The organism is Clostridioides sp. LIBA-2809 (assembly GCF_056688965.1).
In genome coordinates, this window is sequence record NZ_CP197004.1 from 2,466,066 (window position 1) to 2,492,160 (window position 26,095).

Here is a 26,095-nt window from a genome sequence, read left to right on the forward strand (position 1 = left end):
ATTTCGCCCCCTAATCAATAAGATTTTTAGCATATGAATAATCAAATACTGGTCCATCTAAACATATATAAGTATCATCCATCTTACAGTGTCCACATTTACCTATTCCACAACACATTTTTCTTTCATAAGAAACCCAAATATTCTTTTCATCTAAATCTCTTTTTAGAAATTCTCCTACTGTAAATTTCATCATCATTGGAGGTCCAACTACAATTGCAGAAGTATTATTTATATCTTTTATATCCAATTCTGGTATGTATTTTGTTACTAATCCTACGTTTCCGCTATATCCTTCATCTGCTCCATCTACAGTAACTAAAACATCAAGTTTTTCGCTCCATCTTTTTAAATCATCTGCAAATAAAACATCTTTTGGTGATTTAAATCCTACTATTAACTTAAAATTCTCACATTTTTCTTTATTGTTATAAAAATGTTCAACTATTCCTCTTACAGGTGCTAAGGCACTTCCTCCTGCTACTACTACAACTTCTCTTCCTTCATAAAGAGATACATCAAACCCATTTCCATAAGGTCCTCTTATAAAAAAAGAATCTCCTTCTTTATAATTAAATAACTCACTAGTAACTTTCCCTACGTTTCTTATTGTAAAGTCAATATAGTCTTCTCCATACCCTGATACTGATATTGGACTTTCACCATATTTAGGTATAGATATTTCATAGAATTTTCCAGGCAATACCCCTTTTGTATTGCAATTTACTCTAAAAGTCCATTCTTTATCAGTATGTTTAATTATATTTAGTATTTTTGCACTTACTGGTATATATGAATTCATTTATATTTCCTCCTTACTAGTTACTAAATCATTTATTTTTTCTATACATTTTGAAAATGATATATATTGTGGACAGGCATCGTCACATCTTCCACATCCAACACACATATGATATCCAAATCTTTTTTTGAAATCATTTATTTTATGCATAGCTTTAAATCTCATTCTTTCACCTTGTTTTTTTCTAAAAGAATTTCCACCTGCTATATCTGTATAACCATCTACTTGACATGAAGCCCAAACTCTTCTTCTTTCACCTACATTTTCATTTTCCTTATAAAAAATATCCTGCATTGTAAAACATGAACAAGTTGGACATACAAAATTACATCTTCCACATCCAATACATCTTGTATCATATTCATCCCATATTGAATTTCCTATCATTTCATTTGAATCAATATTCTCTGGTACATCTACAGAAATTAAATTTTCAGTTACATAGTTAATATTAAATTCAGTTGGTTCTCCATTAAATACCTCAAATTCACTATCTTTTATATCTAAATATAGAGCATCTCCTTCTATATTTAGTCCAATTGAATAATTATCAGTTTTATTAGAATCCATACTTACACAAAAACAGTTTCTAAAACTTTCTTTACATCCTACAAGTGCAAATTTTACTTTATCCCTAATATTCTTATAAAAATAATCTTTTTCTTCTCCATTATTTAGATATATTTCATCAAGTCTCTTTATTCCATTTATGTCACAAGCTCTCAAGAAAATTAAAATTTTCTTATCGTCTAAATCGCTTTCCTTAAACTCTTTTTCAGTAAAATAAAATAGGACTTGATTTATAGGAAGCACCACTTCTTTTGGTGAAAAATTTGCCTTCTGAGCAAACTCCATTTCTTCGAAATCGTTTACCTCTTTGTATCTTACAGTGTCAGTATCTGAAAAAGTACCTTTAAATGGTATTAAAACTGGTGCAAATATCTTGTAATCTTTTTTTAGATGCTTCAGACCTTCATTGAATTTAGATGAATCTAATTTTAATTTCATTTTTATCACCTTTCTTATATTTTAGTTTTACTTACTTATTATCTTGTTTAAATCTTAACACTTTATGCTCTATACTTCTGTGATAATTATCACAGTTTCAAAAATAATAAAAAAAAATATTAATAGAGTTTAATAAGCTCTATTAATATTTTTATAATATTTATATTATTCAATTAAAAATCTAATCACTTAAATACAAGTTTTTCAAAAGATTCTATATCCATAGGCTTTGCAAAGTAATATCCTTGTCCAATATCACAACCTGCATTTTTTAATAAATTTAATTGACTTTCAGTTTCTATTCCTTCAGCAACAATTATCATATCTAAATCTTTACCTAATTTAATTATATTCTTTATAACTTTTTCTCCACGTATAGATGTAATAGTCTCATTTAAAAATTCTCTATCAATTTTCAATACATCAATTGATAATTTTTTTAAAAGGCTAAGAGAAGAATATCCACTTCCGAAATCATCCATAGATACAATAAATCCAATATCATGTAAATCATTTAGTATATCTAAAAGAACACTTATATTCGATAAAAATAAACTTTCAGTCAGTTCAAGTTCAATAAGGTATGTGGGTACATTATACTTCTTTATTAAAGAAGTTAAACTGGCTACTATATTTCTATTACTTAGATGAATTCTTGAAACGTTCATAGAAATTGGTGACACTTCTAATCCATTTTCTAACCATCTTGCCATTACATTAAATACCTTATCCCAGACATATAGGTCAAGTTTTTCTATAAAACCATTTTTTTCAAATAAAGGAATAAAATCACTAGGAGGAATAATCCCTTTAGTTGGATGCATCCAACGAACAAGAGCTTCTGAACCTATAATTTCACCTGTTTTTAGATTAAATTTAGGCTGTAAGTAAATTACAAACTCTTCATTCAAAAGTGCATTGTCCATATTATTTTCAATCTCTTTTTCACGCAATATAGAAAGCCTTATTTTATCATCATAAAATGCTATTTTACTTTTATAGTTAGTTTCTATTGTTTGACAAGCTATCTTAGCCCTGTCAATCATTACATCAATATTAACATCATCTTTATTAATTAAATATGCTCCACATTTAAGTATTATATCTATTTTGAATGTACTTTCTTTATCATTATTAACAGTTTCAAAGAAATCTATTGCTCTTCTTCTTAGCTTTTCTATGGTATTTTTCTTTACCATTACAATAAATCTATCATCTGATAGTCTTGCATATATCTCATCTTTAAAAAGGCTCTTTCCTATTTTTGTTGCTATGTACTTTAGAATATTATCTCCAAACTCAAAACCAAACATGTCATTTATATATTTAAATTTATCTATATTAATATAATATATAGCAAAGTTATCTACTCCATATTTTTCAAAAAGCTTATTAGCATCAATTTTAAACTTCAATAAACTTCTTATACCTGTTACTTCATCGACATAAGCTACATTTTCTAATCTTTCTACCTGTATCTTATAATTTAAAATAAATATTACAGAAATGATAAATACAATAAATGCTATCATTAAAATAAATACTATCATATTATGTTGTATAAAATCTAACATTGTAACTTCATGTTCTAAATATTTTGTGCTACCTGTAACTGCAATTGCCACTTCCTCTTCTGTAACTTTACTAATAGATTTATTAAGTATTGACAATAATGTAGAGTTTGTTTTTCCAGAAACACCTATACCAATATCTACAACTTGATTTTTAATAGGCATAAACATAAGACCATCAAATTCTTCAGTATTAATTATATTATTTAATATATAATTACTTCCAATAAATATATCACATTCTCCTTTTTTTATGGCTTCTATACATTTCTTAGCACTTGGATAAAAAATAACTTCTTGATTTGGATAATACTCTTTTACAAATGACTCTATTCCTGTCCATTTTATCATTGCAACCTTAGTTTTTTCATCCATTCTAACATCGCTTTTTGCTATACCTAACATAGTAGTTTCAAGATATCCATCAGTAAATACAATGTTGTGCTCTAACTCAGTGCTCCGCGACATAAACATATTTGCACATATATCTGCCTCGCCATTTTCAACCATTTTTAGTCCTTCTGAAAAATTTTCTACTTTTACATATTCAAATTTTAGACCAGAGTTTTTAGAAATTGATTTTAATATCTCTATTGATATTCCTTTATAAGAATTTGTATTTTTATCATAAAAAGATAATGGCAATGTATCTGTGCCAGATACAACTTTTATTGTAGGATGTTTCTTTATGTACTCTTTCTCTTCTGAAGTGAATCCTTCTGAAGCTATTGAAGTATCTTTGTAATGTTTATTAAATAAATTACCATCATAATATATATCTTCTCTCTTTATCTCACCTAATGCATAATTTAAGCCATCTAGTATCCTCTTATTACCTTTAGTCGTTGCATAGTATATAGGTTCTGATGAAAAGCGTAAAACTACCTTTGTATTTGGCATATCTCTTATACTGCCGGTAAGTAACATATCAATAGTTCCTTTTTCAAGTTCTTTTTCAAGTTCTTCTGAGCCTTCTATGTATTTATATTTTACAGATATTTTATTTTTTTTACAGTATTCATCAAATATACTCTTAAAATGATTATCCGATACGGTGCCCACTATTTTTCCATCAATTTCTTTTAAATTATTATATGATATACTATCGTTTTTATCATTTACATATAATGCTCCATATTCATATCCAAAATTTAAATCCGTATAGTCATAATATTTTTCACGCTCTTCACTTTTTTGCAATGCTCCAAATATATCAATTTTTCCCTCTTTGAGCATTTCTAGTCCTTGTCCCCATCCACAAGGTATATATTCTAATTCCCAGTTATTTATCTTAGCTATTGCATTAAGATAATCATAGGTATATCCATACAAGTTGCCATCTTTTGTAACGGAAATACCATAACTAGGCCAATATCCAACTCTCACTTTTTCTTTATTAGAATCGCCTAAAACCAATGATGTATTTAACAAAAGTAAAAAAACAACCAAAGTAATAACAAATCTATATTTTTTCTTCATAGTACCACTCCTTTTATGACTAAATCATATGAAGACAATTAATTTATTTTTATTTAATTTTATGCAATGTTTAACTAAAGTGTACAAACAATTGTTTTATATTTGAGAATTTAAATAGAATCATTAAATATAATAAATCTGTCCTTTCCTTGATTTTTTGAATAATAAAGAGCCTTATCTGCTTTTTTATACAACTCAATAAAAGTTGTTCCATGATGTGGCATGACAGATATTCCTATACTACAAGAAACTTTATATGACTTATTTTCTCCAGTATAATAATTTCTAAATGCATTACATAGCTCAATTGCCTTATTTTCAATGGATTTTATATCTTTCATGTTTTTCATAAAAACTACAAACTCGTCTCCACCAACACGCCCAATTATATCATCTTCTCTAAAAATGGAATTTAATTTTTTTGAAACTTCAACCAAAACTTTATCACCAAAAACATGACCTAAACTGTCATTGATAGATTTAAAATCATCTAAATCAATAATAAAAAATGCATGGCTATTTTTTTTTGTATTTTCTAGGTTAAGAAGTCGCTTTATTAAAATTTCTGTTGTACCTTTATTATAAATTCCTGTTAGCATATCGCGTTCAGCTTTAAATTTAAGTTCTATCTCATCTTTCTTCTGCTTGTCTATATCTTTAATATATGCAAAGCCTTTAAGTTGATTGCATTGAGAGTCTTTAAATAAATGCATTGTGCAAAGTTCCCAAAAAACCTGCTCACTATTGTCGCACCTACGATATTCTAATTTCAACTCATTTACTCCTTTACTGTATGAATCCAAAACATTTTCAGGATAAAACATATTTTTAAAATTTTCTTTATCTAAAATAAATATTATATCATCAACAATACTCTTTATTACTTCAGAATAATTACCATCAACTCTTAAATTTAGATTCCTCTTAGAATCTATATTACTTGATATAATTTTATCTTGAGAAAAATTAACTTCATATATTGCAATTGCTTCAGATAACATAGCTTTTCTATACTGTTCTTCTTGATTGTATTGCATTTCAACTTTTTTCTGCTCATTTATATCTTCTAATAATCCTATTGCTTTAACTGGCATATCCGTTTCATTAAATATATTAGTTAAAGTCATTCTATTCCATATGTATTCGCCATTAACTTGCTTTATCTTTATTACAGATACTACACTTTCTTCACCTTTTTCTATCTTATTAAAAGATTCCTTAAAAACATCAACAAAATCATTGTGTATTATCTCTGAATTTACAAAATAGTCTATTGAATTCCTAACATTTTTTGTTAATCCATATATTGAAGAAACATCACTAGAATTATGTATAAACTTTGTTTTAACATCATAGTCAAACACTATATTAGAAGTCTTAGATAGCGCAATCCTAAGCCTTTCTTCATTAATCTTCAACTCTTCTTCTGTTCTTTTCAAATCTGTTATATCAACTATCACACAATATAAGTACTCTTTTCCATCAGAATCTTTTATAAGTTCACACTTATTTACAACCCATACAAAATTTCCATTCTTAGTAATCATTCTATATTTTACCTCAACTACCTTTGACTCCAATAATTGAAACTCAAACTCCTTCTTTACTCTATCTATATCACCTTTGTAAATTACATCATAAAAATTATTGTTAAATATAGATTTTATCTCTTCTTTAGTATATTCAAAAAGGTCTATAAATCCATCACTTAAAAATACAAATTCATATTTTGTCCCTACTGTACACTTAAAAACCCCTCCAGGTATATTATTGGTAAGTGAAGATATTTCTAAGTTAGCTTTTACAAGTCTATCTTTTGATTTCTTTTCCTTATAAAATACAATTAAAATCAAAACTAAAAGTGCTATGAAGTTTTTAAGTGTTAGTATAATTGCAAGTTTGTTTATTTCTGAAATATCTTTCAGTACTAAAGATTTTGGAATAAAAGATAAAGTATACCAATCATTTACGCCAACCTGAGTATATGTAGCATATTTATCTTTTCCATTAAATTTATATTCTATGAATCCACTTTTCTTCTTTGATATATCTTCATTAAACTTCTTATAATTATAATCTTCTTCAATAGAAATTGAGTTAAAAAAATCACTAATATTATCTATGTCATCATTAGTTTTTATTTGAGTAGATTTTAAGATAAGCTTTCCTGATTTTTCAAAAACATATGTACTACCTTCTCCATTAAAACTATTTCCATCTATAAATTCACTTAATATACTTGTACTATAAGAACCATACAATACCCCTATTACTTCATCATTTTTATATATAGGAGATGCTACAATAAAACTAGTTTCATTGTTTATAGGTGAGCTTATAATTTCAGAAATATTACTTTCACCTTTCATTGCTTTCTTAAAATAACTTTGTTGTGATATATTATCTATTTTTTTATTATCTTTATAAACTGTGCCATCTGGATATGCAATATAAATTCTTTCAAAATTAGATTCTTTTGATACATCATTTAATACTTTTATTACTTCTTCCTTCTTCATACTTTCTGAATCTGAAATAGTTTTAGAAATACCATTCATAAATCGTATTAATGAATTAAGCTTGACATTTATAGTATTTGAACTTTGAGATGATAACTCTTCTAAGTGCATTTTTTTATTTTTTTCCACCAATAAATTGACATTACAAGTAAAATCCCAAAGTGAAATCATCACAAACATACATATAAAAATAAAACCTAAAGCATAGCTTACGAATTTTTTATTTTTCATTTTGACACATCCTTTTCTGCATATAGACACTGTATTAACATTTGCATATTCACTTTTTATTGTTAAACTAATTATACTATCAGAATTCAGCTGTTTCAATAAAGTTAATACAAATATTGATAAATTACACAATAAAAAAGAACCTATAAATAGATTCTCTTAATAATACCTTTATTTAGTTATAATTAATTGTTTTTAAAGTATTTTGACAGTTCCATTTTCTTAACATAAAAACCTTTATTATCAATTTTTATAAGCTCTTCTTTTTGCAATACTTTTATCATTCTAGAAACAGTCTCTCTTTTACAGCCAAGCATATCAGCTAAATATGTAACTGTAATATTTACATTTATTAAAGTCCATTCACCACAGCAAACTCCAAACTCTTTACTTAATCTATATAATTTTGCTGCAAGCTTTTTGTCTACTTTTATAGATATTGAATTTTTTAATTGTCTGTATAGACGTCTTATTCGTCTTTCCATATATGAAATAATATCTTTTGTAAGTTGAAAATCACTTTGCATAATTTCTAAGAATTCTTCCATGCTGTAATAAGCTACTATTGAATTTTCAAATGCCTCACATCCAACAGTAGAATTTTTAGTATAGTCAAATGTAATATCATTTATAATTTCGCCACTATTCAATATAAAAATTACTTTTCTCTCACCATTTTCACTTATCTTAAAAATAGACACTTTTCCATCTAAAAGTACATAAACACTGTCCAAGCTATCTTTTTCATAAAATAAAATTTCTTTTTTTTGTAATCTTTTTAGTTTAGCTTTTTCCTTAAGTTGATTCTTTGTTTCAGTGCATAAATTATTAAAAATCATTACTTTATCAATATTATAATCTTTTAATTTAGACATGTAATATCTCTCCATTCCTAAATTTTTAAGAAAGCTCTATAAAACATTACAAATTTCTTATTTTATTCATTTTTAAACAATTTTATAGCATTTGTAGTTTTAATCTTCCTTTCAATAGCTTCATTAGAAAGTTCTTTTACTACCTGTGTATATACTAAATCAATAATGAAAAATTGTGCTAATTTGGAAGATATTGAACCAGTTTCAAGTACAGTTTCCCCTGATACGTAAGATAAATGCACATCTGAAATATCCTTTAATTCAGAGTTTTTATTTTCAGTAATTGATATAATTTTAGCATTATTAGCTCTTGCAAGCTTTACAGTTTTTATAATTTCCTCAGTCTCACCAGAATGTGAAATTGCTACTATTAAATCTCCTTCTTCCATTATGGAAGACATCATTATCATTGTATGGCTACTATCAAAGCTCACACAATTAAGCCCTATTCTCATAAATTTATAGTTTGAATCCTGTGCTATTATACCAGAATATCCAATACCTATAAAATAAACTTTCTTAGCATTTATTATAAGTCTTGCACAATTGTGTACATCATTACTATTAATTATCTCTACTGTATTCTCTAAAGTAGTTATATTTGAATTTAAAAGTTTCTTTGCTGTATCCAACGCTGGCTCATCATTTTGTATATTTTTATTTATAATATTCTTTTTGTTAATGGTTGATATCTCTTGTGCTAAAGTAACCTTGAAATCCTGTAATCCATTAAAATTCATCTTTTTTACAAATCTAGTTATAGTTGCTTCACCAATATTACTCTCTTTTGCTATTTGTGATATAGGCTTATAAAATACATCCTCTATATTCTCTTTTATATAAGCTATCAATAATTTATCTGACTTTGTAACTTTAAAAGTTGGTGATTCCAATTGTTCTAAAATACTCATTAAAAACCCTTCTATTCTTTATATTTTATTTAAAAAATTATATAATGCCCCAAGCATTCCTGCGTCATTTTGTCTCTTTGCAAATTCTACATTAGTATTTTTATAAACTCTATCTATAAGAACCTCCTTTAATGCTTTGTCTATTTTAGGTTTTAGAAATTCCTCTTGCGCCATAATTCCACCACCTAAAATTACTACTTCTGGATTTATTACATAACAAATATTTGCGATTCCAACTGCTAATGATTTTATCATACTATTGAGTTCTTTTAAACAATCTTCGTCATTATTCCTTGCTAAATCGAAAATTATTTTTCCATTTAGGTCATTTTCATTCAAATTCTTTATTTTTGCTACTTTTTTAATTAGACTACTAGTAGATGCTAATTCTTGAAAAGAACTTCCATTTATATTCATATATCCTACTTCACCAGCACTATTACTAAATCCATTTATTAGTTTATTGTTTATTATAACACAACCACCAATTCCAGTACCTATTGTCAAGCATATAGAAGATGTTGCACCCTTTCCTGCTCCAATCCACATTTCGCCAAGCCCAGCACAATTAACATCATTTTCAACTTCACATTTTATATTAAATTCTTTTTCTATCTCTTTTTTTAATTCCATACCTTTATAGTTTGGAATTAGCTCTTCTAATGCAAATAATATCTTACCTTCAACTGGGTCAACCATACCTGCAGTTGATATACATATACCACTTATATCATTTTCTTCTATATATTTTTTTACTATCTGTTTTATTTTAGATAGTATTCCTTCTCCACCTTTTTCTTTTGCTTCAGTATCCATACTTGATTTATCAATTATAAATCCATCTTCTCTAATAAACCCATATTTTATTGAAGTACCTCCAACATCTATACAAACGTAATTTTTCATAACATATCTCCATACAAATTATTTTTATAAATTAACATTACTACTTAAACTCTTATATTACACAAATTTTTTATTTATCTTTTCCAATTCACAGATATATTTTCTTGATTCTGATAAATCTATTGTATCACTTAATATATTTTTTTCCTTAGTTGTATGATATTTATAAATATTCTTACATAAGTCTTCTCCTAACATATTAAGACCTTCTTGAGTATAATGAACATCATCAATAGTTAGACCTTTATCATGAAATTGCATAGCAATTTTACTTCCTACACACAGTATATCACATTCATTACAAGCAGATTCTTGTGCTGCTGCAATTCGTCTTGTTCTAATAAAATATTCCTCTTCTCCAAGCCAGTAACCAGTTAAGCTCACAAACATTTTATCAATCATACATTCTTCTTTAAGTCTATATGCAATCTTTTTTAGGCTTTCTTTATAGTATAAAGTATCACTACCATATTTTGCATCACTTTCACCTTGAATCCAAATAACATACTTATTTTCTATATTATAATGTTTGCTTAAACTACTACATCCTGCATTAAATTTTTCTATAGTATCATTTAGAAACCAGTTATTATCATGATTCCAATTTTTTATTCTTGACCCATCTTTTGCATTGTGAATAAAACAAACTTTATTCCCAGTAAGCTTATTCCATTCATTTGAAAATGCAGGTGCTATAGTACCATCACCTTCTGAAGTTTCTAGCTCGCATCTCATATTTATAATTTCATCAGTACTCAAATATTCAAAACAATTTTCATTTGGAATGACACTCTCTTTTTGGTTTCCTAAGCCTCTAGCATTGCTTTGTCCTATTAATAAAAATACATCTATATTATCCATGATTTAACTCCTTTATAAGTTTTAATCTTTTCATTACTTCCAATTTATACTATAAAAAACTAAGGCTGAAAATAGTAATCTAACTAAAATTTACGAAATATCACTAATCGCTGAAAGTTAAATCACTATTTTCAGCCTTAGTGGTTGTATAAATTCTCATTATCTAACCAAAACCTTAAAAATAGCTTTTTTGATATTTTCTTTTTCTAAAACTTTTATAGCTGTCATGTGAGCATCTTCTGGATAACACACTAAAAAATCATTTTTTCTAAGTTCTACATATCCATTGTTTTTTCCATCAAGAGGTAAAAAATCACCCTCTTCTTCGTATTCTTTTTGTTCTAAGTTTTCTATAAAATTTAAATCTATTCTTTCACATCCATCAAGCATCAAATGTACATCTATATACTTCTTATGAGCTTCCCAGAATCTTTCTTCTTTTTCACAAGTTTTATACTCTACAATATTCACAAAAACATCATCACCATCTATTGTATAAGTACCTTTTTCATAATCTATCAATGAATTGTCTTTAGCATATTCGAAACATCTAAGTAAATCTTCATGTAATGTTGAATATGTCTTACTATGATTTATATTTCCAAATATCATAAGCATTGTCTCCCTATATAATTTTAAATACACTTTATTTTTATACTTTTACATATAAATTGTATTATACAGTCTTATAGAGCAACTAAATTATTTATCTAATCACTCTATAAGACAATTTATCATTTAAATATCATATTATTTTTCATAATAAACAGTAGTTTCAGCTCTTGGTAAAGATACTTTTGCTTTAACTTTAGCTTCTATTGCACTAACTATTGTACCAATCACTACAGAAGTAGTTATTGTTATTAAAGAATATGCCCAAGAACTTACTTCTGGCATACGATATTTTAGATAAACAACTAAGATTGCTGATACTATAAATCCAACATAGGCTCCCATTTTAGTTGCTTTTTTACAAAATGCTCCAAGTACAAATACTCCTGCTAGAACTCCTAAAACTAGCCCCATGAAACTATTGAACCATTCGTATGCTGACTTTATTTCTCCATTTGCTAAGATTATTGCAACAACTATAGAAAGTATACCTACGCCTAATGATATATATTGTGCTATCTTAGTTTGTCTTTCCATACTTATATCTTTTGTTATTATAGTTTGTATATCTAAAGTCCAACTTGTAGCAACTGAATTAAGCCCTGTTGATAAAGTTGATTGAGATGCTGCATATATTGCTGCAAGTAGTATTCCTGTTATACCTACTGGTAATTCATAAGCTATATATGATGCAAATACTTGGTCTTGTTGAACTGTTTGAGCTAAATCTGGATTTTGAGTATAGTATATAAATAAACAAGTTCCAATTAGATAAAACACTGTTGCAAGTCCCATTGATAAAACACCATTTCCATATGTCATTTTGTTAAGTTGCTTTATATCAGTTGTTGTAGTAAATCTTTGAACTATATCTTGACTTGATACATATGATGAAAAAGTATTAAGACCAGCTCCCACAAATATTATAAAAGCACTTGTAGATAGTATATTTTTATCAAACATAACTTCATTAGTTGCTAAGAATTTATGTCCACTTGTAAGTGTATCCATTACTGTTCCAAAACCACCATTTATACTTGCTATTAAATAGAACAATGTACCTGTAACACCTACAATTAGTACCATGCCTTGTATAAAATCGGTCCATAAAACAGCTTTTAATCCACCTGTATATGAATAAATTATTGCTATTACACCCATAACTACTATCAATACATTTACAGGTATTCCTGTAAGACCAGCTAGAACCACTGATGGAAGATACATTATGATAGACATACGTCCTATTTGATATATTATAAACATCAAAGCTCCAAGTACTCTAAGACCTTTACTTTCGTATCTCATTTCTAAATATTCATATGCTGTATCTATTTCTAACCTACTGTACAAAGGTAAGAAAAATTTTATTGTTAAAGGTATAGCTATAAACATACCTAACTGTGCAAACCATAAAATCCAAGTTCCACCATAAGAATTACCTGCTAATGATAAAAACGATATTGGACTTAATAATGTGGCAAATATTGATACTGATGTAACCCACCATGGAATAGTTCCATCACCTTTGAAGAACTCTTTTCCCTTCATTTCCTTTTTTGAAAATAACAATCCTGCAAATAAAACTGCCAATAAGTAAACTACCAGTATTGCAAAATCTATCCAAGTAAATCCTACCATTTTATTAATCCTCCCATACTAAAAGTATTTTATTAAAAATACTTTCTGTATATTTCTTTTGCTCTTGATTTCATTTCATCAGTTGCTTCTTTCATAGGTTGTCTACAATATCCAGCTTCGACACCTTGTTCTTCAAGTAGTAATTTAATTGTTTGATATAGACCATTTCCTAATATATCTGTTATTAAATCATTAGTCACATGCTGTACTTCAAGTGCTTCTGATATTTTTTCATTTTTAGTTAATTCAAATATTTGTCTAGCTCTGATACCGTTTACATTAAATGTAGAACCAATTGCTCCATCTACACCTAAAACAGTAGCTGGTAACATCATTTCATCAAATCCTGCAAATATTAATTTATTTGGGAATGTTTTTCTCATTCTTTCTAATAGGTAGAAATCTGCTGCTGTAAACTTAACACCTATTATTTTTTCATTTTCAAATAATTCTCCAAATTGGTCTAGACTCATATCAACACCAGTTAAAAATGGTATAGAATATATTATTAATCTATTATCTACAGAATTTATTATTGTATTGTAATAGTGTTTTATTTCTTCAAAATCAAATTTATAGTAAAAAGGTGTAACAGCACTTATAGCATCATATCCTAAGTCAGTTGTAAATTTAGCAAGTTCCACAGCTTCTTTTAAATTAACTGAACCAACTTGAGCTATTAATTTTATTTCTTCTTTCACTTCATCTTTAGCTATTTCAAATATTTTTTTCTTCTCATCAGTTGAAAGCATGAAATTTTCTCCTGTACTTCCCCCTACATAAAGACCATCTATTTTGCAAACATCTATGTTATGTCTAATTATCTGTCTTAACCCTTTTTCGTTTATATTTCCTTCCTTATCAAATGAAACCAATAATGCTGAATAAATTCCCTTCATATCTGTTGTTCTCATATCTTTACCTCCAATTTTAATTTTCAAATATAGTTAAATATAATAAATTTCTAATTTATAAATTAATTTTTAATTAATTTCAATTGCTTTAACAAACTTTTCTGTTATTAATTGTGGTCTTGTTATTGCTGAACCTACAACTGATGAATAAACACCTAATTCAAATACCTTCTTTAAATCTTGAGGAGTATTTACTTTTCCTTCTGCTATTACAGGTATTTCTAAGTCTTTAACTAATCTTTCCATCAATGCAAAATCTGGTCCTTCTAAAACTTTTGTATATGGAGTATACCCAGATAGTGTAGTTGAAACACAATCCACACCATATTCTTGAGCTTTGACAGCTTCATCATAGTTTGATATATCTGCCATTACTAAGACCCCATTTTCTTTTATATACTTTATAATTTCCTTTAAGTCTTCATTATTTGGTCTAACTCTATTAGTAGCATCCAAAGCTATCATCTCACACCCAGTTGTCAAAAGCTCATCAACTTCCTTTTTAGTTGGTGTTATATATATATCTGAATCTTCATAGTTTCTTTTTATAATACCTATAACAGGAAGTCCAGTAACTTTTTTTATTTCAATAATATCATCAACTCCTTGAGCTCTAATTCCAACAGCTCCACCTTCCATAGCAGCTTTAGCCATTCTACCCATTATAAAAGGGCTATGAAGAGGTTCATTTTCTAAAGCTTGACATGATACTATTAATCTACCCTTCACCTTATCTAGCATTTTTTCAATTACCTCATTTCTGAAATTTATTTTCTTGATTTATGTATTAATAATAACATGAAAACTTTTTCTTTGCAATATTTTTTCATATTTTTTTCTCAACTCTATGTTTTTACTAGTTTATTCCATATATAAGCCTATTTTTTATTCATAAAAGAAATTTTATTTCATTTTTCCGGTATTTATTTTCATTTTCTATAAATGCTCTTATAAATGCTACCTTTAAATGATTTCAATAAAAAAACCCATGCACACTGTACATAGGTTTCCCAATATTATTCTAACTCCATTATAATTTTTCTACCACAGCAAGGACAAAATTCAGACTCTGAATCTATTTCACTTTGACAGTAACCACAAACTATAAAATCACCATATTCATTTTCTAACTCAAATTTTTTACCACATTCCGCACAATATTTATCATTTACATTTCCAACATAACCACATTCGCAAGTTACATTACTCTCTGCGTTTTCCATTTCGTTAATTTCCATATTTTTTTCATAGATTATCTTGTCAAGTTCTAGTAACTCATCACAAAACTTGTCAAAACTCTCATCATCAATAGAATCTTCTCTAATTTTTTGATATGTTAATATTCCCATTTCCAAGAATATCTTTGCTTTCTTTTCTTGAATATCATCAATCTCTCTATTTAGCTTTGATTTCTCTTTATATAATTCAACTTTAAATTTTCCATTACCAAATTTTTTCTTAACTTTAGAAAATTTATCATCTACTGTATTTTTAGTATTTTCTTCCATAGAAATTTCCTCCAATCATATTTAATCAGCTGAATTTAGCTTATACCCTATTAAAGATACCACAAAACTATATATAAATGAAATTATAATAGTTTGGAATACTTTGAATTGCATTATTAAAGTTGCTCCATAACTAGTTGTATTAAAGAAATTAATATTACTGTCAAGTATAAATGTGCTAAATAAGGCCAGCATACCCATTAAAAATGCATAATACACACTAAAGACTATTACAGGCTTGATATTATCTGTACTATACTTAAATCTCAATTTATATCCATTTAATAATAGTATTAATGCAGACAAAGCCCCCATCGCATAAAACATTAATTTAGTATCTCCAAATAGAGATGATGAACCTAAACTGAATATTGATACCGTTGAATTTATTATAGTTACTGAAATTCCATTTGCAAAAGCCCACATATAACTAGCTATTTGTGGTAATATAGCAAATAAATTTGCTCCATTTGAGTAACTACTCATATCTAATTCATTTAAGTAACTACTATCAGATATAGTTAATACAAATAGTATTGCTAATACTAAAACATAGCCTAATATAAATATCTTTATAGAATTTGAAAAAAGAGACATGTACATATTTTCCTTTTCATAGCTCTTCTTGTAAGCAGTTATGTATGTACATATAAATCCTAATACAAATCCATTTAAAAGGACACTAAAAAACTGATAGCTATACTCTAGTGCATAGCCATATTCTAACATACTATGTGAACCAGTTTTTACATTAGTAAAAATAGATAGAATAGCTAAAATTAATCCATAAAGAATTCCAACCCCTAAAGAATTCGCTAATGTAGTTTTTGAATCTTTACATCTTTTTCTCATAAAAATTAAATTTGATATTATTAATCCTAGAATAGGGATTATGAGTAATATTAATAGACCTATATTAGCATTTATAAATCCAGAGCCCATCATAGTAGACATAGCTACACTAATTTGACCTAGGTTAAGGGCTAGAATTATATGTGCTGGATTTATCAAATAACTAATGTCATTAAATTGAATAGTTATTACAGCTTTAAATATCAATGCAATAATAAATAATATAAATACAGTTGTAAAGGTTGTTAAAAGTATTCCTCTTGTATTTGCATGATATGAAAGTTCTTTTATTTTAGATTTTAAGTCCAGTTTTGTTTCAAATGGTCTTAAGGATGCTATTTCATAAAGCTCATTTCCACAAAATTTACAGTAATTATCTTTAGAATTACTTTCTTTCCTACAACTAGGACAAATTTTTTCTTCTTTACTTTTGAGTGTGAAGTTGTTATTTTTTATTTTTCTAGTTGGTTCGCCTGTTGTTTTAGAATAGTTATTATGTGAATAATTCATATTATTTATTTTTTTTTCATCCATTTTTTCCCTCCAAGTTTTACTGTTGTAAATTATCAAATATAACTATATCATATAAAACTTAATTATACCTTAATTGGATATATTTATCTATTTTATTTGTTTATTGTTCTTATTTTTTAACAAGTGTTGGTATTTCAGTAATTTATTAATGTCAGTTTTATTGTTTATGTTTTATTATGCTTAATTTAAATTTATTCTATTCTTTATTTTCGGTGGCAAGATGGTGGCAAGTTAGATTTTTCCACCATTTATTTTTAAAAAATAATTTATAATGAATTGCCATTTTACTAATTTATATATAACTAAAGTCTAAACAATATAACACCTTGAAAGCACTAAACCTCTAATTCTAGTAGGAGAAAAATTTGCAACGATTACAAAATAAAATTAAAATACTTTTAAATTTATATCTATTATCATTTATGTAATATATTAATTACAAATATGTCTACAAAACTTAATTATAATAAAATACTAATCAAAAAATCACTTAATATTAACTAACAAATACAATCTAACACAATTTTAGATTGTTACACATAATATATTTTGATATAATTAAGTTATAAATAAAGTATTCCAAGTATCTAAGAAAAGAAAAGGAATACTTATTTTTATGTTTTATTTTTAATGGAGGCTTATATGAACTTAGAAAAATTAAAAAAATTTTTTGGATTTCCTCTAGACAAAGAACATAAAGAAAATGTTGAAAAAGAACTTTGCAATTATCTTTATCATACTGGAAAAGTTATTTGTATAATAATAATAATATCTCAAATAATTATGATGATATCAATATCAGCTAGAGAAGGTGGGCCTTTTGCCACTCCAAGACGTCAATGGTATTTTTATATGTACATATCATTATTTTCTGTATCTTCAATATTTATGTTTGTATTTTCTTATCTTTGGAATAAAAAAAAGGACTGTTATACTTTTTATATAAACTTATGGGTAATCTATGTAACCTTTTTCTGCCTATGGGGATGTGTAATCACTCTGCTTGACCAATTAGGTGGAAATGACTTAAGTGTATTTAGTTACATTATGTTAGCTGCTGCTGCTTTTTCAGTATTAAAATTTGGAGAATCAATAATAGTTTTTGGAGGTTGTTTTTTGTTTCTTAATTTTTTCTTACCTGGAATTCAGACTATACCAGGTAATGAGTTTAGTAATATTGTTAACACATTTTTTATAACATCACTTGCCGTTTTTGTTTCTACAATGTTATATAGAAGCCGTGTATTTACTTATTATGACAAACTTTTAATTCGTCAACAATATGAAGAAATATATCATATCAATAATTTACTTAACCATAAAGTTATGATAGATGACCTAACTAAAATGAATAATCGTAGATATCTTGAAGATATTCTACAAAAAAAATTAATCAGCCATGCAAATCAAGGACCTATAACTGGAATGATGCTAGACATTGATTACTTTAAACAATTCAATGACACTTATGGTCATCAAAAAGGAGACTATTGCTTGCAAAATATCGCTAAAGTAATTTTAGATTTTACAAATTATGAAAATGCACATGCTATAAGATATGGCGGTGAGGAATTTTTTATATGCATTTTCAACTGTGATGAGGAAGATGCTAAACTTAAATCAGAATGTTTACGAAAAACTATAGAGTATTGCAATTTTGAACGCGATGATATTCCCTCAAAATGTGTAACTGTTAGTATTGGAGTTTACACAAAAAAAGTTGAAGAAAAAATCACATTGAAAGAATTTATAAATCACTGCGATAAGGCTCTATATACTGCAAAAGAACAAGGACGTAATTGCGTGGCATTTTATTAAAGAATATATACATAAAAATATTAATCCTTCATATGTAAATTTTTTAGCAAAAATATTCTATATTTACAATAGTTAAATACTATTAAATAAACCTATAAGTTAGACTTTTAAACTTGAGTTTCACTTATAGGTTTATTATTTTTAGAATATTAGTTGTTCTTGAACTTTAATATTTATAAATTATATTATTAAATCTAAGTTATATTTTCAAATCTATTATTGGTTAATTTTCCATTTCTTTAATCAATGAAATATTTTGTTTTTCTATAGAGTTTAATACATCTGTGTCAGCTCCTATATCATAATCTGGCTGATACCATGATTTATTACTAAAATAACTCTTATATGGCTCTTCTTTAAACACATACCCATATCTTGCAAATATTTCATTTCTTATATAGGCTAACTCTCCTTTACTATAACCCTCTAGTTCTTCTCTAGTCAAAACTCTTGAATCACTATCATATATAATATAATCATCGTCATAACTTACTTCTCTATTTTTTGAGTTAGAGTTAGAACTTGAATTATTTTTACTGTTTTTTGTATCATTTTTTTCTTTATCACTCTCATCATTTGTTCCATTATTTATACTTTTAATAAATTTATCAGCTTCTTCTTTGGAAATTTTATTAAGTGTACCACTTACATTGTCAGCTTCTAATGAAATTTCATTGCTATTATATCTAGTTACAGAAAGTTTTTCATTTGATGAGTTATCCTTACTTTTTAATACCATACTATTGCTATCTGAACTTTCCACTTCATATTTGATTGTATAATTACTTTCTTCTTGATTTTTACTATAAAGTTTTATTTTGTCAGGTTCTTCAAATTCAAATATATTATACTCATCAGCTTTCCAAAAACCAATTAAATCTTTTGGCTCTAAATTTTTAGAATAAATCAATTCATTTTCTAGATAAATCTCTGAATATTTTTGTATATTACTCATTTCAACTTTATCTTTCTTAGTTTTCATATTATAAAAATGTATTTCCTTATTTTGAGTAGAATATACTATGTTCTCTGAATTAAATGAATAACCAATCACATCACTTGCTATCTTATCTTTATCTAAAAATAGCTCACCACTCGATTTAATATAGAGTAATTTATCATCATTAATAATAGATAAATTAGAGTTTTCTTTCATGTCATTTCCTATTTTTTCTTCTTCTTTATTATTTTTTTTGACATATATATCTCCATCAGAATTTCTAAATACAATACCATCCTTAATTAAACTTATATAATCAATGTCTGATTTTATTTTCTTAGATTCATCTTTCCCTACTTCTTTTTCATATAATTCATCATCACTATTTATAAAATAAAATTTATTATCTCTATGTCTATAAGACCTAATATCTGATGCTATTTTTTCACTTGTACCATTTTTGTATAGATACAATTCTCCTTTTAAATCCTTATAATTATACTCACTTATATACATAATATCTTCATCATTAGATTTTACTCCCCATAAATTCGATACATCTGAACTAATCTTAACTTTATCATTTTTATCTAAGTTTTTTAAATATAAGTTATCATCATTATTTATAAATATTACATCACCTTTATTGTTTATAATATCAAAACTTTTTATATCAGTTGATATCTTCTCTTTATCCTCATTTTCTTTATATAGATACAACTCTTCATCTGTATTAACATAATATATATACTTTCCATCTTGAGATACCTTGTATAATACAACATCATTGGCTACTTTTTCTTTATCTTTTCCATCATACTTTACATACAAAGAATTTTCTGATGATATGTATGCCATAGTCTTTGAAGAAGGAATAAATTCATATGAATTAAGTTCACCAGAAATTAAGTCTGATGCTAATTTTTCCTTTTCTTTCTTTAAATTATATTTATACAAATTATTTTCTTTATCCTGAATTAATATTGATTGCTCTCCACTTATATAATCTCTCTTTGTATCTATAGGTATATCTGATGCTATTTTTTCTTCATCCTTACCTTGTGTCTTTATATACACATCTGTCATACCATCAGAATTATCCTCATCACTCTTTAATAGTATAAGAGAATTATCTCCTTTATTCTGACTACTTTTAGAGTTATTTTTTGTACAACCTGTGCATATAAGTACTAAACCTAAAACCATAAACAACCATTTCTTAGACATTATTACTCCCCCTCATGATAATGATAAAGCCTACTGTATGATAGATAATACAATAAATAATTTTTTGTATTTAACATCCTATATATTTTTATACTATCCCCTTATATCTTTTAGTATAAAACCAGTCTGTAAATCGCATTTATTTTTATAATTTTCCAAAATCGCTTTATCATTTATAGTATATCATAACAAACGTTATCCTAGCACATTAACTATAACTACTCCAAAAGCTTTTAATGCTTCTTGAAGCACTTCACTCCCTCCATAAGGATATCCTATGGGATTAAAATAAAGTTTTGAAGTTTTTTCTCCAATCATTTTACAACCTTCTATTGTATAATCACCTATACCAATTTCAGAAAATACAGTTTCAAAATCCCATGGAACAGAGTTCAAATGCTCTTGTCTTTTTTCTTCATCCAACAGTTTATATTTCTCCCAAAATATTTTATTTTCTTCCTCTGTTGGCCACCAAAAATAATCTAATTCTTCTTTATAATAAAATTCATCTACTCTTTCTAAAATATAATATTCTAAATCATTAATTTGTATACAATCACTTTTTATATTTGCTATATAGGAAAATAAATTCTTAATCCTATCAAATACCTCTACATTATCCACATTAAATTCAATAAAGCAAAATTCACACATCTTATCCCCTCCCAACGCTAATATTTTATTATGTTGTATTGCAAAATAGAATTAATTAAATCATATATTTACAAATATAATAAAAATAACTTGCATATATCCAAACTAGATAATATACAAGTTATTTACTATTTTTATGCCTAAAATTATATAGTTATACTATAATTTATAACTATTAGAATTCAGCATTTTTAGGAGTTCTTGGGAAAGGTATAACGTCTCTTATATTAGACATACCTGTCATATACATAATTATTCTTTCAAAACCAAGACCAAATCCAGAGTGAGTAGCAGTACCAAATTTTCTAAGTTCTAGATACCACCAGTAATCTTCTTCTCTTAATCCCATTTCATGAATTCTATCTAGTAAAACATCTTCTCTTTCTTCTCTTTGAGAACCTCCTACTATTTCTCCAACACCAGGAACCAATAAATCCATTGCTCTAACAGTTTTACCATCTTCATTCATTCTCATATAGAATGCTTTTATATCTTTTGGATAATCTGTTACAAATACTGGACAATTGTATATTTGCTCTGTTATATATCTTTCATGCTCAGTTTGAAGGTCACATCCCCACTCAACTGGATACTCAAATTCATGACCTGACTCAATCAATAACTCTACTGCTTTAGTATATGTTATTCTAACAAATTCAGAGTTTACTATCTTATTTAATCTTTCTAACAAGCCTTTATCTATAAAACTATTAAAGAATTCCATTTCTTCAGGAGCATTTTCTAAAACATAACTTATAACATATTTTATCATGTCTTCTGCAAGTTCCATGTTATCTTCAAGGTCCGCAAAAACTATTTCTGGCTCTATCATCCAGAATTCTGAAGCATGTCTTCCTGTGTAAGAGTTCTCAGCTCTAAATGTAGGTCCAAAAGTGTAAACATTTCTAAAAGAAAGTGCCATTATTTCGGCATTTAATTGCCCACTAACTGTTAAATTGGATTCTTTTCCAAAGAAATCTTGAGCATAGTCTATTTTTCCATCTTCAGTTTTTGGAATATCATTTAAATCCATAGTTGTTATTCTAAACATTTCACCTGCACCTTCACAGTCACTACCTGTTATGATTGGAGAATGTGCATATACAAAGTTTCTTTCTTGGAAAAATTTGTGTACAGCATATGCAGCTATTGATCTTACTCTAAATACAGCTGAAAAAGTATTACTTCTTGGTCTTAAATGTGCTATTGTTCTTAGATATTCAAGTGTATGTCTTTTCTTTTGTAGTGGGTATGAACTATCTGATTCGCCTTCTACTACTATACTTTTTGCATGTATCTCTACTGGTTGTTTAGCTCCTTCTGTAGACACTAATTCTCCTTCTACAAGTATAGATGAACTTATTGCTAATTTCCCTATTTCTTTGAAATTTTCTACTTTCTCATCAAATACTATTTGCATATTTTTAAAGAAACTTCCGTCATTTAACTCTATAAATCCAAAGTTCTTAGATACTCTAGATGTTCTTATCCATCCAGCTACTTTTACAGTTTTTCCTATGTACTGCTCTTTGTCTCTGTACAATTCTTTTACTGTTATAAATTCCTTTTGCATTTTAAATCCTCCTAGTATAATTGTTATTAATTTCTTCTAAATATAATTTCAATAAAAAAAGCCCTTCATCCCTATATAAAGGGACGAAAGACTATTACTCTCGCGGTACCACCCTAATTGTCATAAATGACCTCTTAGTTAAGCAATGCTTAAAGCCTATAACGGTGCCTTCCGTCTAAGTCTACTTACTAAACAAGCTTTCGATTAGAAACTCCAAGATGTTCTTCAATATAAACCTCGTATTGAGCTCTCACCATCCTCAACTCGCTAAAACTACATTTTATATCTACTCTTCTCTTCACAGTATTTATCTTATATTATTTCCGCTAATTAACAAAATTATACCAATTTATAAATTTTTAGTCAATAAATTTATATAATTGATACTTATTGATGTTTATAAAAAAAGTAGAGTAGTACCCTGCTCATTAAACTAACTACAAATCTTCAAAGCAATATAAACCTTCAAAGCATACTACTCTACAAAATCACAATAAATACTCATTTTCATTATTTAATCTTATAACTTTTATAACTTACTTCCATTGTCAACCCAATCTTTTGCTTCTTCAACACTATTAAGTGAAGGTATTGAAACTTTACTATGAGGTTTTAATTTTTCAACATCAGCCCATGCTGCTGTTGACTCATTTCCAACTAAAAGTGGACTTCTAAGTCTTTTATTATCTTTTCCTTTTAATGCTCTTGCTTTTTTATTTTCCAAAACTATCACCTCTATTATTTATTTTGTAATAGTTTTAGCAATTTTTCAAATTAAATTCATAAGTCGAAGTTATAATGATTTTAAATTAATAATATATATTTAAAATACAAAATTAATTCCTATTTTTATACAAAATTTTTATTTCCTATACAAAGAATATACAACTATTTTTTTATTTTAATATTGATTTCTGATACCATTTTTTAATATATAAACTATATAACAAAATTCAACTATTCATAAAATATAATTTTTTATTTACAAGGTATTTGCTATCTGTTGAATTGTATTTTTCAAATCTAAAATTCCATATCCTTGTGATACATTAGGATATGTATATATATCAAGTTTTGTAGCTCCCAGTATTAAATACGTTTTTAAAACTTGTGTAAATAATGATAACCTTGGTATATTATCTTGTTTTTCTAAGTATTCCATTAATAAAGCTAAGACACCACTAACTATAGAACTACTAATGCCTGTACCTGTGCCTGTATTATATGTCCCGTTTTTATATGTAGATATTATATCTACACCTGGCGCTACTATATCTGGTTTAATTCCTCTTCCTCTAATTGGCCCTTTTGAAGAACCAATCCACATACTATCAGTTTTATTATTAAATGTGCCAACTGTGATTACATCATCACTAGCAGCGTACATCGTTATTGTAGCAATTGAATCAGGGTCTAAAAATCTTGTATCTGGAGCTATCAGGTTTTTATTTGGTAAATATATATCATATTCTCCTCCTATTACAAGTTCCGAAGTCAATCTTAAAGTCCATACTCCAGGCTTTATATCGCTTAATTTTATCTCCAGGTTTTCTTTTCCAGAAGTAATATATGGATAAATAAATCGCATTGCATAAGTAGTATTTTCTAAGTTAAATTTTCCTCTATATACATAAAAATCTGGAGAATATCTTATATCATGGCTAACTTCACCTGAAGGAGATATTATTTGTGCGCCTATTTTATCTGGGCCATTTGTGTTTAGTGTTATATCAAGTGCATAATCATCTCCATCTTGTATTATTACATCTTGCACTTCACCTACACTGCTAAATCTACCAGAATAATGAATATCTGTATTACCTTGATTCCCTGCACCACTCACTACTACTACACCAGCACTACTCAAGATATTAAAAGTATCTAATATAGAAGTAGTTGCTACAGCACCTGATTTAACTCCAATAGTTAAATTTATTATTATAGGCTTATTTTCTGTCCTTGCTATATTAGTAACATATGTTATAGCTGCTAGAAAATCCGAAACACTGTAATTTATCCTTCCAGCATAATAAGTATCTGTATATGATTTCAATTTAACCACTATTAAGTCCGATTCTGTAGTAATACCTCTATATTGTGAATTTACCCTCCCATTTCCAACCAATATACCAGAAGCTAAAGTTCCAGTACCTATATTATCTTGGCTTAAACTCCCATCATTTCTACTTATGGCTATATTTAACTCACTTCTTGTAAATTCACTTCCAAAAATAAAACCTTCTGGTGGTGGATTTGTATTTGCTTCTTGGTCCCATAAACTTAAAACTTTACTACTTCCATCTGCATTTATAAAATCAGGATGCAAGTAATCTATACCTGAATCTATAACTGCCAACAAAATTCCTCTTCCTGTTATATCATTGTATGGATTTTCATATATATACTCAGTTTCAGCAGCTGTGGTAATAGTTTCTCCATTATTTACATTGTTAGTTATATCAATCAAACTACTCATAGGGGCAGATTCCTCCCACCACGCTACTTGCAATATGTTATTTAAAATAGTTTCATCAAAATCTATAGGCACATATATTACTACAAGCTGACTATTTAAAACCATATACCTATTTATACCATTTTCTTGGAGTGCAGTCTCTATATCACCTTGATAAATTATACAATAAGATTTTTCCATAAC

The 26,095-nt window shown here is 27.1% G+C and carries 20 protein-coding genes and 1 other annotated feature; of the genes, 1 reads left to right on the forward strand and 19 read right to left on the reverse strand.

Translation table 11 applies throughout. The features are described 5' to 3' along the window. Positions 1-10: 10 nt before the first annotated feature. From asrB to ACTG44_RS11830, 14 genes are all read right to left on the reverse strand, one after another. On the reverse strand, positions 11-802 hold the full coding sequence (asrB, locus tag ACTG44_RS11765; RefSeq protein ID WP_021385237.1) for an anaerobic sulfite reductase subunit AsrB: 792 nt from the start codon (positions 800-802) through the stop codon (positions 11-13). Beyond that, complete coding sequence (gene asrA, locus ACTG44_RS11770; protein WP_479919069.1) at positions 803-1,810, reverse strand: anaerobic sulfite reductase subunit AsrA; 1,008 nt, start codon at positions 1,808-1,810, stop codon at positions 803-805. It lies immediately after the preceding gene. A gap of 185 nt (positions 1,811-1,995) precedes the next feature. After that, positions 1,996-4,860 (reverse strand): EAL domain-containing protein, encoded by a 2,865-nt coding sequence (locus tag ACTG44_RS11775; RefSeq protein WP_479919070.1) that lies wholly within the window; start codon positions 4,858-4,860, stop codon positions 1,996-1,998. A gap of 110 nt (positions 4,861-4,970) precedes the next feature. After that, positions 4,971-7,610, reverse strand: a complete 2,640-nt coding sequence (locus ACTG44_RS11780) for a sensor domain-containing diguanylate cyclase (protein WP_479920491.1) — start codon at positions 7,608-7,610, stop codon at positions 4,971-4,973. Positions 7,611-7,795: 185 nt separating this feature from the next. After that, complete coding sequence (locus ACTG44_RS11785; protein WP_021385107.1) at positions 7,796-8,485, reverse strand: Crp/Fnr family transcriptional regulator; 690 nt, start codon at positions 8,483-8,485, stop codon at positions 7,796-7,798. A gap of 62 nt (positions 8,486-8,547) precedes the next feature. Next, the gene (locus ACTG44_RS11790) at positions 8,548-9,396 is read right to left on the reverse strand and encodes a MurR/RpiR family transcriptional regulator (RefSeq protein ID WP_021385148.1); all 849 of its coding nucleotides are present in this window, start codon (positions 9,394-9,396) and stop codon (positions 8,548-8,550) included. Positions 9,397-9,414: 18 nt separating this feature from the next. Further along, a complete protein-coding gene (locus ACTG44_RS11795; protein ID WP_021385200.1) occupies positions 9,415-10,302 on the reverse strand; it encodes an ROK family protein in 888 nt (295 codons plus the stop codon). A gap of 57 nt (positions 10,303-10,359) precedes the next feature. After that, positions 10,360-11,163, reverse strand: a complete 804-nt coding sequence (locus ACTG44_RS11800; RefSeq protein ID WP_021385089.1) for a sialate O-acetylesterase — start codon at positions 11,161-11,163, stop codon at positions 10,360-10,362. 159 nt (positions 11,164-11,322) lie between these two features. Continuing rightward, positions 11,323-11,775: a NanQ anomerase/TabA/YiaL family protein gene (locus ACTG44_RS11805; protein ID WP_479916964.1), complete on the reverse strand. Its 453-nt coding sequence runs from the start codon at positions 11,773-11,775 to the stop codon at positions 11,323-11,325. Positions 11,776-11,913: 138 nt separating this feature from the next. Beyond that, positions 11,914-13,416, reverse strand: a complete 1,503-nt coding sequence (locus tag ACTG44_RS11810) for a sodium:solute symporter family protein (RefSeq protein ID WP_021385095.1) — start codon at positions 13,414-13,416, stop codon at positions 11,914-11,916. Positions 13,417-13,448: 32 nt separating this feature from the next. Further along, positions 13,449-14,330, reverse strand: a complete 882-nt coding sequence (locus ACTG44_RS11815; RefSeq protein WP_479916965.1) for an N-acetylneuraminate lyase — start codon at positions 14,328-14,330, stop codon at positions 13,449-13,451. A gap of 69 nt (positions 14,331-14,399) precedes the next feature. Beyond that, on the reverse strand, positions 14,400-15,071 hold the full coding sequence (locus ACTG44_RS11820; RefSeq protein ID WP_021385109.1) for an N-acetylmannosamine-6-phosphate 2-epimerase: 672 nt from the start codon (positions 15,069-15,071) through the stop codon (positions 14,400-14,402). Positions 15,072-15,346: 275 nt separating this feature from the next. After that, entirely contained in the window at positions 15,347-15,838 is a 492-nt protein-coding gene (locus ACTG44_RS11825) for a zinc ribbon domain-containing protein (protein WP_021385114.1), read from the reverse strand. Between the two features lie 21 nt (positions 15,839-15,859). Continuing rightward, positions 15,860-17,224, reverse strand: a complete 1,365-nt coding sequence (locus ACTG44_RS11830) for a membrane protein (protein ID WP_021385183.1) — start codon at positions 17,222-17,224, stop codon at positions 15,860-15,862. A 642-nt stretch (positions 17,225-17,866) separates the two neighbouring features. Between ACTG44_RS11830 and ACTG44_RS11835 the strand changes: the two genes are divergently transcribed. Further along, positions 17,867-19,042 (forward strand): GGDEF domain-containing protein, encoded by a 1,176-nt coding sequence (locus tag ACTG44_RS11835; protein WP_479920492.1) that lies wholly within the window; start codon positions 17,867-17,869, stop codon positions 19,040-19,042. Positions 19,043-19,265: 223 nt separating this feature from the next. Here the strand turns inward: ACTG44_RS11835 and ACTG44_RS11840 are convergent, their stop codons facing one another. The 5 genes from ACTG44_RS11840 to cspC form a co-directional block, all read right to left on the reverse strand. Next, entirely contained in the window at positions 19,266-21,209 is a 1,944-nt protein-coding gene (locus ACTG44_RS11840) for a YARHG domain-containing protein (RefSeq protein ID WP_479920493.1), read from the reverse strand. 195 nt (positions 21,210-21,404) lie between these two features. Continuing rightward, positions 21,405-21,863, reverse strand: a complete 459-nt coding sequence (locus tag ACTG44_RS11845; protein ID WP_479920494.1) for a hypothetical protein — start codon at positions 21,861-21,863, stop codon at positions 21,405-21,407. A gap of 175 nt (positions 21,864-22,038) precedes the next feature. Beyond that, positions 22,039-23,436: an asparagine--tRNA ligase gene (gene asnS / locus ACTG44_RS11850; RefSeq protein ID WP_021385136.1), complete on the reverse strand. Its 1,398-nt coding sequence runs from the start codon at positions 23,434-23,436 to the stop codon at positions 22,039-22,041. 76 nt (positions 23,437-23,512) lie between these two features. Further along, positions 23,513-23,747, reverse strand: a binding site (T-box leader). A gap of 218 nt (positions 23,748-23,965) precedes the next feature. Next, complete coding sequence (locus ACTG44_RS11855; protein ID WP_021385202.1) at positions 23,966-24,160, reverse strand: CDIF630_02480 family spore surface protein; 195 nt, start codon at positions 24,158-24,160, stop codon at positions 23,966-23,968. Between the two features lie 258 nt (positions 24,161-24,418). Beyond that, positions 24,419-26,092 (reverse strand): bile acid germinant receptor pseudoprotease CspC, encoded by a 1,674-nt coding sequence (gene cspC / locus ACTG44_RS11860; RefSeq protein WP_479916968.1) that lies wholly within the window; start codon positions 26,090-26,092, stop codon positions 24,419-24,421. Positions 26,093-26,095 lie beyond the last annotated feature (3 nt).